The organism is Shewanella sp. MR-4 (assembly GCF_000014685.1).
Classification (GTDB): Bacteria; Pseudomonadota; Gammaproteobacteria; order Enterobacterales; family Shewanellaceae; genus Shewanella.
In genome coordinates this window covers 2,824,681-2,840,339 of sequence record NC_008321.1, presented here as the reverse complement: position 1 = coordinate 2,840,339, position 15,659 = coordinate 2,824,681, and the positions used below count along the sequence as shown (strand labels likewise).

Here is a 15,659-nt window from a genome sequence, read left to right as displayed (position 1 = left end):
TATCAGGTCTGTTGTGGTTCTCAGCACGCTAAGGTGCTGAGAATCGGACGATTTAAGGATTAAACTACATCAATATCGCCAGCGCAGGCGAATACATGATTAGGGCGGAAAGGCTCTTTATCGATATCTTCAAGCTTGCTCACGCCGCTGGTGACCAGAATGGTCTCAAGCCCCGCTTGAAACCCCGCCAGAATATCGGTGCGCATATTGTCGCCAATGATCACGGTATTTTCGGAATGACCGTTGATATGGTTGAGCGCCGAGCGGATAATCCACGAGCTGGGCTTGCCCACATAAAAGGGCTTTTTGCCAGTAATCCGCTCTATCGGTGAACACAGGGCGCCGCAGGCCGGACTGTAAGCGGGGCCGTGAGTGTCGGGATTGGTGGCAATAAAACGGGCACCGCGGGCGACAAATCCTGCGGCCTTATGGATCATATCCCAGTTATAGGAGCGGGTTTCACCCACAATCACAAAGTCGGGATTAATGTCAGTAATGGTAAAGCCTGCCTTGTAGAGCTCATGGGTGAGGGCGCCTTCACCAATCACAAAAGCTTTACTGCCTTCCTGATGCTTTAAAAAGTCGGCGGTGGCCATGGCAGAGGTGTAAAAACATTCTTCTGGTACGTCTATCCCGGCGGCGCTGAGGCGATTTTGCAGATCTTTGCCCGTTTGTACCGGGTAATTGGTCAGAATAACGAGGGGATTGCCTTGGTCGAGAACGCGGTGGATAAATTTATCACTGCCGGGGATCAGCTTATTGTCGTGCAGGAGTACACCATCGATATCGCAGATAATATTTTTCATCTAATAGTCTCTTGTATGCCGAACAAAATCACTTTTCGTTAGCTTATCTAATGCCACATTAGGCGAGAAAACAATGATTTTGTATGACAAGACGAAAAAAAAGAGACCCTTAGGGTCTCTTTTTTTTTCGTGAGGCAGTGTTTAATCGGGGGCGTAGCCGTTAGGTCCGATTAACGTGCCATCGAGATAGGCTTGACCGTCCTGCATCTTGAGTCGTTGATGGCTGAACCATTTCACCACTAAAGGATAAATCGCATGCTCTTGCTCATGGACACGAGCGGCGAGCATCTCAGCGGTATCATCCTCATAAACAGGGACTTTTGCCTGTAAAATCACAGGGCCTGCATCCAGCTCTGGGGTGACAAAATGCACACTGGCGCCATGTTCAGTGTCTTTCGCATCGATGGCGCGCTGGTGGGTGTTTAATCCGGTATATTTAGGCAGCAATGAAGGATGGATATTGATCATGCGTCCTAAGTAACGATTCACAAAATCGTTGGTAAGAATACGCATAAATCCAGCCAACACGATTAAATCGGGTTGGTACTTTTCAATCGTTGCCATTAACCGTGCATCGTAATCAGAGCGAGATTCACCTGAATGAGCAATCACGCAGCTGGTATCAATTTCACTATGATGGGCGCGAATTAAACCGTAAGCATCGGGTTTATTACTGATCACTCCGACAACTTCGGCCTGCAAATTATCGTCACAACCGTCGATAACGGCTTGCAGGTTACTGCCATTTCCGGAAATTAATACAACTACACGACAGCTTTGGGGCATTACAGGATCTCCACTTGCTCTTCATTGCCTTCGCGAGCAGCGATAGCACCGATTAGCCAAGCTTGTTCGCCTTCGGCGGCGAGCAGTGCCAGTGCGGCATCAACTTTATCAGCTGGCAGCGCAACGATCATGCCGACACCACAGTTAAAGGTGCGGTACATTTCATATTCTGCAATGTTACCGTTTTCCATTAACCAATTGAAAACAGCAGGCCATTGCCATGAATCACCTTGGATAACGGCTTTGCAGTTTTCAGGCAGTACGCGGGGGATGTTTTCCCAGAAACCGCCGCCAGTGATGTGCGCCATTGCGTGCACGTCCGATGCTTCGATCAGCTTGAGCAATGATTTAACGTAAATTTTGGTTGGTTCTAACAGATGTTGGATCAATGGCTTGCCATTGAGGTCCTGTTGAGGATCCGCTTGGCTGACTTCTAATACTTTACGAACTAATGAATAGCCATTTGAATGAGGACCGCTTGAGGCTAAGGCGATTAAGGCGTCACCCGCAGCCACTTTACTCCCGTCAATGATGTCGGCCTTTTCAACCACGCCCACACAGAAACCTGCGAGGTCGTAATCTTCGCCTTCATACATGCCTGGCATTTCAGCGGTTTCGCCGCCGATTAACGCACAACCAGATTGGAAACAACCTTCGCCGATGCCGTTAACAACAGAGGTTGCTGTTTCTACATCGAGCTTGCCCGTTGCGTAGTAATCGAGGAAAAACAACGGCTCAGCGCCTTGAACGATCAAGTCGTTCACACACATGGCCACTAAGTCGATACCGACTGTGTCGTGTTTTTTGTAATCGATAGCTAAACGCAATTTAGTACCAACACCGTCGGTGCCTGACACTAAAACAGGTTGCTTGTATTTAGTGGGTAATTCACACAATGCGCCAAAACCACCTAAGTTGCCCATTACCTCTGGACGACGGGTACGTTTAACAGCCGCTTTAATGTTACTTACCAGTGCATTACCAGCATCAATATCAACGCCAGCGTCTTTATAGCTCAGTGGGGTAGGAGTGCTCACGGAGGATCCTCTCGGGTACATCGTTATTGGATTTTTATGCGGCGGTATTCTACCAGCTTGTGCTAGGGGTCGAAAGCCATGATTTGGATTTATCGACTTGCCGGGAGTATTTTTAGCTTCACAGCGGGATATTTCACATTTTCTATCCTGCAATTGGTCATAAAATAGCGTCTTAATGGGTGTATCTTAAGCGATAGGCAATAATTCTTGGGATATTGCTCACGATTAGCTCGAATGGCAAAACTTTATGTTTTACCCAATAAACAAATCATCTAAAATCTGAAAAATTTGCCTAAGATATTTCGCGAACAACAGTAGGAGAGAAAAATGAAAGTTGTCGAGGTTAAACACCCGTTAGTGCGTCACAAAATCGGCCTGATGCGTGAAGGTGACATTAGCACTAAACGTTTCCGTGAGCTAGCCGCCGAAGTGGGCAGCTTATTAACCTATGAAGCTACCGCAGATTTCGAAACCGAAACTGTTACGATTGAAGGCTGGAATGGTCCAGTGGATGTGGATCAGATCAAGGGCAAGAAAGTGACTGTTGTGCCTATCCTGCGTGCGGGTTTAGGCATGATGGACGGCGTACTTGAGCATATTCCAAGTGCGCGTATTTCGGTTGTGGGTATTTACCGCGACGAAGAAACCTTAGAGCCAGTGCCATATTTTGAGAAGCTGGCCAGCGACATGAACGAGCGTATCGCGCTGATCGTTGACCCTATGCTGGCAACCGGCGGCTCTATGATTGCGACTATCGACCTGCTGAAAAAACGCGGTTGTACGTCGATTAAAGCTTTAGTGTTAGTCGCTGCGCCCGAAGGGATTAAAGCCCTTGAAGCGGCTCACCCAGATGTTGAGCTGTATACTGCGGCTATCGACAGATGCTTAAACGAGAAGGGCTACATTCTGCCTGGTTTAGGTGATGCGGGTGATAAGATTTTTGGTACTAAATAATCTGTTGATAGGTTAATCCTTATCTTAAATTGCAAAAGGGAGCTTAGGCTCCCTTTTTTATGCGCTTTTATCTAAAGACTCTTGAGTTTTGATATTTTGACGTGTTAATGAATTGTTGAGTTAGAACGGTGGCAATGCTATTTTTCTGTGTTTAATGATATGCCTAGCGTTAATCATTGCTTTTGGTTGAGGCGAAGACAAATGTGCACGGAGAATGCATTTAATGGATTTTGTTCCAAATTATAATAACTACACCTTGGATGAACTGATTGATGTCCAAAGGAATATCAATCGCGACAAATATCCTGATACAGCGGCGGAGGTTGATGCGCTTATTTCGCTAAAACTTCAGGATCCTGAGATTAAATCGTGCATGGATAAACAAGCGGAATTAGAAAAGTACGCTACGTTTGGTCCTCGATTTTGGTCCTCTATAATCGATAGCGTAATCATCAGTCTTTGTTCTGTTATTATTGTATCTGCGATTATGCACGTAGCGCCCGTATTCCAAGTCGCGTTAAGTTATTTCGATACTTGGATATTTGCATTGTATTCCGTGCTGCTCCACACCCTTTATGGCCAAACGTTTGGGAAAATGATCTTTGATATCAAGGTAGTTGACTATAAAACTGAAAGACCCATTAGTTTTAATCAGGCCCTATTAAGGGATAGTGTTCCCATCATCATGTTAATTTTACTTGTGTTTTTCAGTGTATTTTTTCCGCTTGAGACTGCAGAGGATATGTCGAGTTGGAAGCTTTATACCATCATAGGTTTAAGTATTTCTTTCCTTATATGGCATCTACTCGAAATCATTACCATGTTATTTAATGAGAAAAACAGGGCCATTCATGACTATTTAGCTGGGACGGTCGTTATTCGTAGCTGACTTGTGTGCCTAGCAAATACAAAAGCGTGGAATTATCCACGCTTTTGTATGTTAACGCCCATGAGTCTAAGCCCTAGAGCACCATCGCGGCAATCCATCCAAAGACAAGCAGGGGAATATTGTAATGAATAAAAGTTGGGATCACGCTGTCGCGAATATGGTCGTGCTGACCATCGGCATTTAAGCCCGACGTCGGGCCAAGTGTTGAGTCTGACGCTGGCGAACCTGCATCGCCCAATGCCGCAGCCGTACCGACTAACGCAATAGTAGCGGGCACGGAAAATCCAAAACTTAAGGCTAATGGCACGTAAATGGTTGCGATAATCGGAATGGTCGAGAAGGACGAGCCAATGCCCATAGTGATCAAAAGGCCGACCAGTAACATCAAAAAGGCGGCGAGGGCCTTATTGTCGCCAATCAATGAACTTAGTGATGAGACAAGCGTGCCGACTTCACCGGTTTCTTTCACTACTGCGGCAAAGCCTGCGGCGGAGATCATAATAAAGCCAATATTGGCCATCATGCGCACGCCTTGAGTGAAGATATCTTGATCGGCAACGTGTTTAAGCGCGCCTGAAAAACTGAAGATCATAAAGCCGACTAAGGCACCAAAGATCATCGAATCGGTTTCAAGCTGGACAAACAAGGTTGCAAGTATTGCTACAACGGCGATAGCGATATTGCGTTTATTGAGGGTTTCTTCAGGTTCGGCAGCCAGTACCTTAGTTTCATCGTAAACCCTAGGTTTGCGATAGCTTACAAATACGGCAAACAACAAACCTGTCACCATACCTGCTGCGGGGATCAGCATCGCTGGCGGAATTTGCTCGCGAACGGCGACTAAGCCATTACTGGTAAGGTTAGACAGCAAAATATCATTAAGGAAAATACCGCCAAAGCCCACGGGTAAAATCATATAGGTGGTCACGAGACCAAAAGTCAACACGCAGGCAACCAGACGGCGATCGATATTCAGCTTGGTCATCACATGTAGCAGTGGTGGCACGAGTATCGGAATAAAGGCGATATGAATTGGCAGAATATTTTGCGACGCCATCGACATCAGGAGCAGGGATAATAGCAATAACCAGCGTACCCAATTGGTGTTGGTGGCATTAGGTTCCTTACCTAGGCTTTTAATGATGGAGTTTGAGATCAGTGTCGTTAAACCCGAATGGGATAGTGCCACGGCAAAGGCTCCGAGTAAGGCGTAACTGAGGGCAATTTGCGCGCCGCCACCTAATCCGGTATTAAAGGCATCAATTGTTTGATGTAGGTCCATTCCCCCCACTAAACCGGCTACGAGAGCACTGATGGTGAGCGCAACAACCACATTCACCCTCGCTAAACTAAGGGCTAACATCAAACACACAGCAATAACGACTGCATTCATAGACAATATCTTAATTCTGTAAACCAAAGGGACTATTTTCGACTGCAAAGGCAGTGTCTGTCCAGTTTACGGCGGCTTAATCTGAAAAATAACTGAAAATGTGAATTGGGTGGGTTTTTACTGTTAGACGAATGTGTTCAACAACGCTTACCACTCGTCCAGATTGCTCTATCCTTAAGCAGTAGTGTCAAAATGCCCTTGAAAAATGTGATATTGGTCTTAAATAGGTTGTAAGGCAAAACGCACGACTTATAATGCCTAAAGATTTGATTGGTAAGCGCTCTCAAATACACTCGTGCAAGTAAGCGCAAGTGTGTTTAAGGGATGTTTTACTTTAATAGTTAGTTCAACTCATAGATGGAGATATAAAATGAGCGTATTAGTAGGCCGTCCGGCTCCTGATTTTACTGCTGCAGCTGTATTAGGTTCTGGCGAAATCGTAGATAGCTTTAACTTAACTGCGGCCATCAAAGGTAAGCCAGCGGTTGTATTTTTCTATCCACTTGACTTCACTTTCGTTTGTCCATCAGAGTTGATCGCTTTCGATCACCGCATGGAAGAGTTCACTAAGCGTGGTGTTGAAGTGATCGGTGTGTCTATCGATTCTCAATTCACTCACAACGCATGGCGCAACACCCCAGTAGAAAAAGGGGGTATTGGCCAAGTGAAATACACTTTAGTAGCAGACGTTAAACACGACATCTGTAAAGCATACGATGTTGAGCACCCAGAAGCTGGCGTGGCTTTCCGTGGTTCATTCCTGATCGACAAAGAAGGTATGGTACGTCACCAAGTGGTTAACGATCTGCCATTAGGCCGTAACGTTGACGAAATGCTGCGTATGATCGACGCGCTGCAATTCCACGAAGAGCACGGTGATGTTTGCCCAGCAGGTTGGGAAAAAGGCGACAAAGGTATGAACGCAAGCACCGAAGGTGTTGCGGCTTACTTAGCAGAAAACGCAAGCTCTCTGTAATTTGCTGATTTTCGCCCAATAAAAAAGCTGCCTTTGGGCAGCTTTTTTATTGGGCGTGTGACAGCGGTTATAAGCATTAACGCTTATTCTTCACCATCTGTATCCTCTGACTCACCAGCGGCTAAGAGTGGCCAACCGCCTAAATGCTTCCAGCGGTTGACTATATAGCAAAACAGCTCCGCCGTGCGCTCGGTATCGTAAAGTGCTGAATGAGCTTCTTTATTATCAAAGGGGATCCCCGCCATGATGCAGGCTTTGGCCAGCACGGTATGGCCGATAGCTAAGCCTGCGAGTGTTGCCGTATCAAAGGTGGCAAAAGGGTGGAAGGGTGAGCGTTTTAAGTCACAACGCTCAATCGCTTTACTCACAAAGCCATGATCGAAGGCGGCATTGTGCGCCACGATAATACTGCGGTGACAATCGGAGGCCTTCTGCGCTTTTTTAACGGCTTTGAAAATCTCTAAAAAAGCTTCCTTTTCGCTTACGGCGCCCCGTAATGGGTTGGTGGGATCAATACCATTAAAGGCCAGAGCTTCGGGCTCTAAATTTGCGCCTTCAAAGGGCTCAATGTTGAAATGCAGGGTTTTATCAATCCCGAGCAAGCCTTCATCATCCATTTTTAACAGCGTGACGGCTATTTCTAGCAACGCATCGGTTTGAGAGTTGAAGCCCGCCGTTTCGACATCTATGACAACCGGAAAGTAGCCTCGAAATCGGTGTTTCAATTTGTTTGCGTCGCTAATATCGCTCATTAAAGTACCCAAGAAAAATCACAGGGCGCTATTATGCTTAATGTACTAGGGTGTGTCATGTTTGATTGATGGTTTTATGAGCTAAAGGAACTAAAAAGTTTGCCGATAAAACCTCGTAACCGAATAAACACGAGTAAGGGCTATGTGGCGAAAACTGATATTAGTATCAATTTTATGCGTTCCAGCAACTGCAATGGCAGAGTTGCGCCACTATGTGGCCTCTTTGGGGGAATCCCAATGGCGAGTTAGTCAAAACAGTCCCATTGTGTGCCGTCTTGAACATGATATTCCCTCCTATGGTAAGGCGATTTTTACCAGTGAAGCAGGAAAACAACTAAATCTAAATTTCACTTTAGATATGTGGGTGAAACCGGACCAAGTCACCCAAGCTAAGCTGATGAGTAGAGCGCCGAAATGGCGACCAGGCGTGGTATCGAAAGAAATCACTTCTCTACGTTATCAAAAGTATTTTAATGGTGAAGTGCCTAAGCGTGCCGCCTGGTCTATGTTGACCGAGTTGAGCCGTGGCATGGAGCCGACGTTTTATTATGCCGATTGGTATGATGAGTCCAATAAAATTGCCGTAGGACTGTCGGCGGCGAATTTCGGTCGCAAATATGCTGAGTTTAAGTCGTGTTTATCGCACTTATTGCCCTACAGCTTTGAAGATATTGCCTTTACCGTACTTAATTATGATGAAGGCGGAACGGATTTAACCCGTTTCTCGCAGCAGCAGCTTTCGCGTATTCAAGAATACTTGTCCTACGATCCGGATGTGGAACTGGTGTTAGTCGATGCTTATACCGACAGTTACGGTGGTCGCTCCGTAAACCAAAAAGTCTCGGATAAACGCGCCGAGTCGGTCAAAGATTTCTTTGTCGCCAGTGGGATCCCACAGGATAGGATAGTCACCGTCGGCCATGGTGAGCGCCGTCATGTGGCGTCCAATGAAGATATTGAGGAGAGGGCACTTAACCGCCGCGTGGTTATCCGGATCAGTAAGCCACTGATGTGACGTCTCTAAGTTGTTGCCCATAACTTATCGCTTATAAGATAGCGTGACGCTTAGTCCTAATACGTTACAAACAACAATGCCAAGTCTTCGGACTTGGCATTGTCATTTATGAAGCGTGCATCTCGCCAACGCATGAGTGTTATTCCAATCTCAATCATCAAGCTTTTGGCTTCTTAAAGTGCTGCAATGTTAAGAGTGACGTTATGGCGTGAGTTCATTGCTGCGTTTTTAGGGAAGAGGAATAAGATTTTTATGTAACAAAAAACGACTGTAAATCGCTAGATTTTCGCGGCGTATTTGAATCGAGGTAAAAAAAAGCCCGCTTAATCTAAGCGGGCCGCAAAAAAATGCATTTGCAATCAACAAATTGAAGGAAGGAAGTCAAGCATAAGAACCAGGGATGAACTGACGTACTCAAAAATACATCAGTTTAAAAGTTCTTTGTTTTCCATATCCGCTAGCGGATATCTCCTGAAAACAAGCACATTCTAGTGTGTCCCAAGGACTCAAACAAACGAGAAAAATTGCCCATACACATTAGCAAAACTAATGATTAATTAAGTGATCTGGCTCACTTAAGTCACTATTTAGCTTGATTAACAACTTGTCAGTCAAAATTAATGCATAAAAATACACTTCAATAAACTCATCATTGCTACCACTTTGTTAAATCTTGCATCTTGGCTAGAAAACCTCATCTTTTGTTGTGGCATTGCCATGAAAAATTTTGCTTGTATAGTACTTGCTGCAAAAGAGCGTTAAGCCGGAAATCACGAGAAGGACGATAAAAGATGGCATTAAGATTTCGCCTTGCCCAGCAAGGTTTATTAGTGGCCACATTGGGCATGGCGTTGGCCGCCTGTCAGAGTGGTAATACGCCAGAAGAAGGTGCTGCACAGCAAGTCAGCACAAACAAATTGGTTTACCCAGAAACTCGAAAAGACAACCTAGTCGAGACTATTCACGGTGTTGCAGTGGCAGACCCTTACCGTCACCTTGAAGAAAACACGCCAGAAACTGAAAGTTGGGTAAAAGAACAACAGGCCTTTGGTCAAGCATACTTGGCGAAGATCCCCAACAAACAAGCCGTAGTTGACCGTATCACAGAGCTGTGGAACTACGAGAAAATCTCTGCCCCCTTCGAGAATGGCGATAACCAGTTTTATTACCGTAACGATGGTTTACAAGCGCAATCGGTGCTGTATGTAAAAGGCAAAGATGGCGTTGAGAAACCCGTACTGGATCCAAATGGTTTTTCGGCCGATGGAACTGTGGCGCTTTCCGGCGTTTCTGTCAGTAATGATGGCAAGATTTTAGCCTATGGCGTGTCTAAGTCGGGCTCTGACTGGCAGCAGTGGCAGTTTGTCGATATTGCCACGGGTAAAAAGCTGAAAGATGAACTCAACTGGATTAAATTCTCCAGCGCAGTGTGGGATAAGGAAAACCAAGGTGTTTTCTATGCCCGTTACGATGCGCCCGCGGGCGGTGATTTACTGGCCGATGTCAATTTTAATCAAAAAGTGTATTACCACAAATTAGGCACAGATCAGCGCCAAGATTTATTGATTTACGAGCGCCCACAAAATAAAGATTGGGGTTTTGGCATCGATGTGTCTGAGCAGGGCGAATATTTACTGTTGTCAATTTCGCAAGGCACAGACAAACGTAATCGTTTCTTCTATAAATCACTGTTTGAACCTAAAGCGCAGGTGGTTGAATTAATCCTTAACCTCGAAGCGGAATATGAGTTTTTAGGGAATGATGGCGCGGTATTTTATTTCAAGACCGATTTAGATGCGCCAAACGGTAAAGTGATTGCCATCGATACCCGTAATAGTGATAAATCCCAGTGGCAAACCATTATTCCAGAATCGAAAGATCCTATTAATAAAGTGGCCATTATTAATGACCATTTAGTCGTGAGTTATTTGCACGATGTATTGGGACAGTTATCGATTTTCAGCATGGGCGGACAAAAGCGTCAGGATGTCACTTTACCTGGTAAAGGTAATGTCGCAGGGCCTTTCGGTAAAGCGAGCAAAGACTATTTCTACTATGTCTTTAACAGCTATATTCAACCCGAAACCACCTATAAGTTCGATTTTAAAACGGCAGAGTCGACTGTGGTCGCTAAGCCGCAGGTGTCGTTCAATCCCGATGACTATGTGTCTGAACAAGTGTTTTACACCAGTAAGGACGGTACTCGCGTCCCTATGATGGTGTCCTACAAGAAAGGGCTGGTGAAGAATGGTCAAAACCCAACGCTTCTGTATGCCTATGGTGGTTTTGCGATTTCAATGACGCCGCGTTTTAGTCCTGCCAACATCGCTTGGTTAGATATGGGCGGCATTTACGCCGTACCAAGCCTACGTGGCGGCGCGGATTACGGTGAAAGCTGGCACCAAGCTGGGATGTTCGATAAGAAGCAAAATGTGTTTGATGATTACTTTGCGGCGGCCGAATACCTAATCAACGAAAAATACACCAACAGCACTAAGTTAGGTGCCTATGGTCGCAGTAACGGTGGTTTGTTGATGGGCGCTGCGGTTACTCAGCGTCCGGAACTGTTTGCCGCCGTGTTACCGGCCGTGGGTGTGCTGGACATGCTGCGCTTCCACAAGTTCACCATTGGCTGGGCTTGGACCAGTGAATACGGCAGTGCTGACAACGCCGAGCAATTCCCTGCGCTATTGGCTTACTCGCCATACCACAACGTTAAAGCGCAGGCCTATCCTGCGACTATGGTGATGACGGCTGACCATGATGATCGCGTGGTACCGCTACACAGCTTTAAGTTTGCTGCCATGATGCAAGAGAAGCAGCAGGGCGATAAACCCGTCATTATGCGCATTGAGTCCAATGCCGGGCACGGTGCGGGCAAACCGACGGCGATGAAGATCGACGAGTTTGCCGACATTTACAGCTTCCTGTGGCAAAGCTTCGGGCTGACATTGCCGCAAACCCTCGCAAAATAGCGAACTATGTTAATGAAATGGGGTCGTTTGGCCCCATTGTTATTTACAAATCCCTCAATTGCGCTGAAACCCGCGCTATCCCTATCTATATCTTCGTCGGGTCATTCACAAGTCTTGTTTCCCTAGGTATAGTAAGCGTCAATTTTTCAACCAAAATTTGCTGATTTCAAATGACGTTTAATTGGCCCATTTCAGTCTATTACGAAGACACCGACGCAGGCGGCGTTGTCTATCATTCGAACTATCTCAATTTTTTTGAGCGGGCGCGAACCGAGTGGTTAAGAGCCTTAGGCGTAAGCCAGACTGCACTGTTAGCCGATGATACAGCGTTTGTGGTTAAGCGGGCGGAATTGGATTTTAAAAGAGCCGCGCGTTTTGAACAGAACCTTATTGTAGAAACTAAGGTCATAGAGTTGAAAAAGGCCTCGTTGGTATTTCATCAACGTTTGGTTGATCATCAGGGAGACTGTTATTGTGAAGGTACAGTGCTAGTGGCCTGTGTTGCCTTATCACGAATGCGTCCCCGAGCTATTCCCTTAAATATTGTGCAGGAGTTTGACAGTGCAAGCTGATATGTCGATTGTTGGGTTATTTTTACAAGCCAGTTTATTAGTGAAATTTGTGATGTTCACTTTACTTTGCTTGTCTGTAATGTCTTGGACGGTGATTTTACAACGCCGTAGCTTATTGACATCTGCAAAAAGTAAATCGGCAAAATTTGAAGATAAATTTTGGTCAGGCGTTGATTTAAATCGTCTGTATAAGGAATTATCGGCTCGTCCAGATAATACTGGCTTAGAGTCATTATTTGTGACGGGTTTTAAAGAATATTCACGTCTAAATAAATTAAATAACAAAGTGCCCGATGCGGTGATGGATGGGACTTCACGTGCCATGCGCGTCACCTTATCCCGTGAATTAGAAAAGTTAGAAGCCAACTTACCTTTATTGGCAACTATTGGTTCGACTAGCCCTTATATCGGTTTGTTTGGTACGGTATGGGGTATTATGAATTCATTTATCGCTATCGGCTCAATGGAAAACGCGACGCTCGCCATGGTGGCGCCAGGTATTGCAGAAGCACTGATTGCAACCGCAATGGGTCTGTTTGCGGCCATTCCAGCAGTTATCGCTTATAACCGTTTTGCGACTCAAGTTGAAAAGCTGGAAATCGGTTACGCTAACTTTATGGAAGAGTTTTCTAGCATCCTGCATCGCCAAGCATACAGTGAGAAGGAAGGCGTATAATGCAAGTCGGTTATCAGCGTAAACGTCGTCGCCCCGTTGCCGAAATCAACGTGGTGCCTTATATCGACGTCATGCTCGTGCTGCTGATTATTTTCATGGTAACAGCGCCGATTGTGACCCAAGGGGTGAAAGTGGAGCTGCCTCAAGGGGCGGCTGAAGTATTGCCTGCGGACAGTAAGCCGCCAGTGGTCGCGTCTATCGATGCCGACGGGGCTTATTTCCTCAATCAGGGCGGTTCTAATAACGAAGAGATGGAATTGGATGAGTTAGCCACCGCCGTCGCGGCGATCATGGTGACAGAGCCTGAACGCCCAGTGGTGGTGAAAGCCGATAGAAATATTCCTTACGATAACGTGATCCAATTGATGGTGACCCTGCAGCAGGCGGGCGTCCCCTCAGTCGGTTTGATGACGGATTCACCCAAGGAGAAATAGGTGGCGGATAATTCAAATGTTGCATTACCTCTGTCAATTTCAGCAGGTATTCATATTGGCGTGATAATTATTCTGGCCATTGGCATAGATTTCACCCATAAACCTGAACCTGTGCAACAAGTTAGCGCCCCTGCAGTAAAAGCTGTTATGGTTGATCAGCAAAAAGTGGCTAATCAAGTTGAAAAGCTTAAGCAGGAAAAGCGCGATGCTGAGCGCCGCGAACGTGAGCGCCAAGCCGAACTTGAACGCAAAGCACAGGAAGCAAAGCAAGCCCGTGAGCGTGAACAAGCACAGTTGAAGAAACTGGCGGAAGAACGTAAGCAGCAGGAAATTGAGACCCAAAAGGCCAATGATGCCGCGAAAGCCGCGCAGGTGAAGCAACAACAGGAAAAGGAAAAAGCGCAGAAAGCTGAAGCCGACCGCAAGCAAAAGGAGCAAGAACGTAAACTTGCTGAAGATGCAGCTCAAAAAGCGGCGGAAAAACGCAAAGTAGAAGAGGCCGCAGCCGCGAAAGCCGAGGCAGACCGTAAGCAGAAGGAAGCCGAAGCCAAGGCGAAAGCAGAGGCAGAAGCTAAGGCCAAAGCGGAGGCAAAAGCCAAGGCAGATGCTGAAGCGAAAGCAAAGGCCGAAGCTAAGGCAAAAGCGGATGCAGAAGCTAAAGCGCGTGCTCAGCAAGAGCAGGAAATGGCCGATGCGTTAGCCGCCGAACAGGCTGCGTTATCACAAACCATGAATAAGCAAATGCAGACGGAAGTGGGTAAATACACCGCGATGATTAAATCGACGATTCAACGCAACCTAGTGGTTGACGAGTCGATGCGTGGTAAAACCTGTACTGTTTCTGTGCGTTTAGCCAATGATGGTTTTGTGATCAGCAGTCAGACACAGGGTGGCGATCCTAACGTGTGCCGTGCAACTAAAGCGGCGATCTTAAAAGCGGGCAAGTTACCAGTGTCTCCGGACCCTGCGGTTTATAACTTGATGAAAGAAATTAACTTAATCGTTGAACCAACGTTTAATTAAAGGAGTCCCATGAAAATTTTGGCAAAATGGTTAGCATTGGCGGTTCTGCTTTGCACTATGCCGGCAAAAGCGGCGCTGGATATTGTGATCACTGAGGGTGTGGATGCGGCGCGTCCAATCGCAGTGATGCCATTCCAATGGCAAGGAGCGGGTGCACCACCTCAGGCGATCGCCGATGTGGTGATGTCAGATTTAATACGTAGCGGTACCTTCAAACCATTAGATGAATTAGGGTTACCACAACGTGGTATCGGTGCTTTAGCCCAGTTTGACGCGAGTGCGTGGGCGAATGTGGGTGCCGAAGCCGTTGTTGTGGGTTCGGTAAAACCCTATGGCACAGATCAGTTTTTGGTGAGCTTTGACCTTATCGATTTGGTTAAAGCGCAAAACCAAGCGCTAAAAGGGCCTACCAGTGCGACAGAATTTTTGATGGATAGTCGCCAAACGGTGATTTCTGCGGCGCAGTTCCGTCAATATGGCCACCGTATCAGCGATATCGTCTATGAGAAGCTGACGGGTATTCGTGGTGCTTTCTTAACCCGTATTTCCTACGTGGTGGTTAACCACAGCCAGAAAGCGGCTTATTCACTGATGATCGCCGACTATGACGGTTACAACGAGCAGATGTTACTGCGCTCTCCAGAGCCGCTGATGTCTCCTTCTTGGTCACCCGATGGCCGTCGTTTAGCTTATGTGAGCTTTGAAAACAAAAAGGCTGAGATTTTTGTGCAGGATCTTTACACCCAAGTACGTACTAAGGTGAGTAGCTTCCCAGGCATTAACGGTGCACCGACATTCTCGCCCGATGGTAAGTCCTTAGCAGTGACCCTCTCAAAGGATGGTCAACCTGAGATTTACGTTATCGATATCGCCACTAAGGCAGCAAAACGTATTACCAACCACTATTCCATCGATACTGAGCCATCTTGGTATCCCGATGGCAAGTCATTGTTGTTTACCTCCGAGCGCGGTGGTAGACCACAGTTATATCGTGTAGATTTAAATTCAGGCAAAGTGACCCGTGAAACCTTTGAAGGTGAATGGAATTTAGGTGGTTCAATTACCCCTGATGGTCGCAGCATGATTTTTGTGAATCGCACAAACGGTAAATTTAATATTGCACGTATGGATTTAAGTACGCGCTTTATGCAGGTGCTGACATCGACACGTTTGGATGAATCTCCAAGTGTGGCCCCTAATGGTACTATGGTGATTTATGGCACTACGTATCAAGGCAAGCAAGTTTTAGCAGCTGTTTCTACGGACGGACGCTTTAAAGCGAGATTACCGGTGGGTCAGGGTGAGGTGAAATCACCTTCTTGGTCTCCGTTTCTCTAATGTATTAGCTAGATTTATTCACATTTAATTTTA

General features: G+C 46.2%; 15 protein-coding genes. 10 read left to right on the top strand and 5 right to left on the bottom strand.

Annotated features, from left to right (window positions below):
- Positions 1 to 59 precede the first annotated feature (59 nt).
- The 3 genes from SHEWMR4_RS12545 to purM all read right to left on the bottom strand — a co-directional run bounded on the left by SHEWMR4_RS12545 (position 60) and on the right by purM (position 2,629).
- On the bottom strand, positions 60 to 806 hold the full coding sequence (locus tag SHEWMR4_RS12545; RefSeq protein ID WP_011623141.1) for an HAD-IIA family hydrolase: 747 nt from the start codon (positions 804 to 806) through the stop codon (positions 60 to 62).
- Positions 807 to 947: 141 nt separating this feature from the next.
- Complete coding sequence (purN, locus tag SHEWMR4_RS12540) at positions 948 to 1,592, bottom strand: phosphoribosylglycinamide formyltransferase (RefSeq protein ID WP_011623140.1); 645 nt, start codon at positions 1,590 to 1,592, stop codon at positions 948 to 950.
- Entirely contained in the window at positions 1,592 to 2,629 is a 1,038-nt protein-coding gene (gene purM / locus SHEWMR4_RS12535) for a phosphoribosylformylglycinamidine cyclo-ligase (protein WP_011623139.1), read from the bottom strand. The genes purN and purM overlap by 1 nt, the downstream gene beginning before the upstream one ends.
- Positions 2,630 to 2,956: 327 nt before the next feature.
- On the opposite strand from purM, the gene upp reads away from it, so the two are divergent.
- A complete protein-coding gene (upp, locus tag SHEWMR4_RS12530) occupies positions 2,957 to 3,583 on the top strand; it encodes a uracil phosphoribosyltransferase (protein WP_011072698.1) in 627 nt (208 codons plus the stop codon).
- A gap of 223 nt (positions 3,584 to 3,806) precedes the next feature.
- Positions 3,807 to 4,472 carry an RDD family protein gene (locus SHEWMR4_RS12525; RefSeq protein WP_011623138.1) on the top strand — a complete coding sequence of 222 codons (666 nt, stop codon included), beginning with the start codon at positions 3,807 to 3,809 and terminating at the stop codon, positions 4,470 to 4,472.
- A gap of 73 nt (positions 4,473 to 4,545) precedes the next feature.
- Here SHEWMR4_RS12525 and SHEWMR4_RS12520 read toward each other — a convergent pair whose 3' ends face one another.
- A complete protein-coding gene (locus SHEWMR4_RS12520; protein ID WP_011623137.1) occupies positions 4,546 to 5,865 on the bottom strand; it encodes a Na+/H+ antiporter family protein in 1,320 nt (439 codons plus the stop codon).
- Positions 5,866 to 6,235: 370 nt separating this feature from the next.
- On the opposite strand from SHEWMR4_RS12520, the gene SHEWMR4_RS12515 reads away from it, so the two are divergent.
- A complete protein-coding gene (locus tag SHEWMR4_RS12515) occupies positions 6,236 to 6,841 on the top strand; it encodes a peroxiredoxin (RefSeq protein ID WP_011623136.1) in 606 nt (201 codons plus the stop codon).
- Positions 6,842 to 6,924: 83 nt separating this feature from the next.
- Here the strand turns inward: SHEWMR4_RS12515 and rnt are convergent, their stop codons facing one another.
- Entirely contained in the window at positions 6,925 to 7,593 is a 669-nt protein-coding gene (rnt, locus tag SHEWMR4_RS12510; protein ID WP_011623135.1) for a ribonuclease T, read from the bottom strand.
- Positions 7,594 to 7,735: 142 nt separating this feature from the next.
- Between rnt and motY the strand changes: the two genes are divergently transcribed.
- From motY to tolB, 7 genes are all read left to right on the top strand, one after another.
- The gene (gene motY / locus SHEWMR4_RS12505; RefSeq protein WP_011623134.1) at positions 7,736 to 8,608 is read left to right on the top strand and encodes a flagellar protein MotY; all 873 of its coding nucleotides are present in this window, start codon (positions 7,736 to 7,738) and stop codon (positions 8,606 to 8,608) included.
- A 791-nt stretch (positions 8,609 to 9,399) separates the two neighbouring features.
- On the top strand, positions 9,400 to 11,583 hold the full coding sequence (locus SHEWMR4_RS12500; protein WP_011623133.1) for a prolyl oligopeptidase family serine peptidase: 2,184 nt from the start codon (positions 9,400 to 9,402) through the stop codon (positions 11,581 to 11,583).
- 170 nt (positions 11,584 to 11,753) lie between these two features.
- Positions 11,754 to 12,155 (top strand): tol-pal system-associated acyl-CoA thioesterase, encoded by a 402-nt coding sequence (ybgC, locus tag SHEWMR4_RS12495; protein ID WP_011623132.1) that lies wholly within the window; start codon positions 11,754 to 11,756, stop codon positions 12,153 to 12,155.
- Entirely contained in the window at positions 12,145 to 12,831 is a 687-nt protein-coding gene (gene tolQ, locus SHEWMR4_RS12490; protein WP_011623131.1) for a protein TolQ, read from the top strand. Before ybgC ends, tolQ begins: the two co-directional genes overlap by 11 nt.
- Positions 12,831 to 13,265 carry a protein TolR gene (gene tolR / locus SHEWMR4_RS12485; protein WP_011623130.1) on the top strand — a complete coding sequence of 145 codons (435 nt, stop codon included), beginning with the start codon at positions 12,831 to 12,833 and terminating at the stop codon, positions 13,263 to 13,265. The genes tolQ and tolR overlap by 1 nt, the downstream gene beginning before the upstream one ends.
- The gene (gene tolA, locus SHEWMR4_RS12480) at positions 13,266 to 14,288 is read left to right on the top strand and encodes a cell envelope integrity protein TolA (RefSeq protein ID WP_011623129.1); all 1,023 of its coding nucleotides are present in this window, start codon (positions 13,266 to 13,268) and stop codon (positions 14,286 to 14,288) included.
- Between the two features lie 9 nt (positions 14,289 to 14,297).
- Entirely contained in the window at positions 14,298 to 15,626 is a 1,329-nt protein-coding gene (tolB, locus tag SHEWMR4_RS12475; RefSeq protein WP_011623128.1) for a Tol-Pal system beta propeller repeat protein TolB, read from the top strand.
- Positions 15,627 to 15,659 lie beyond the last annotated feature (33 nt).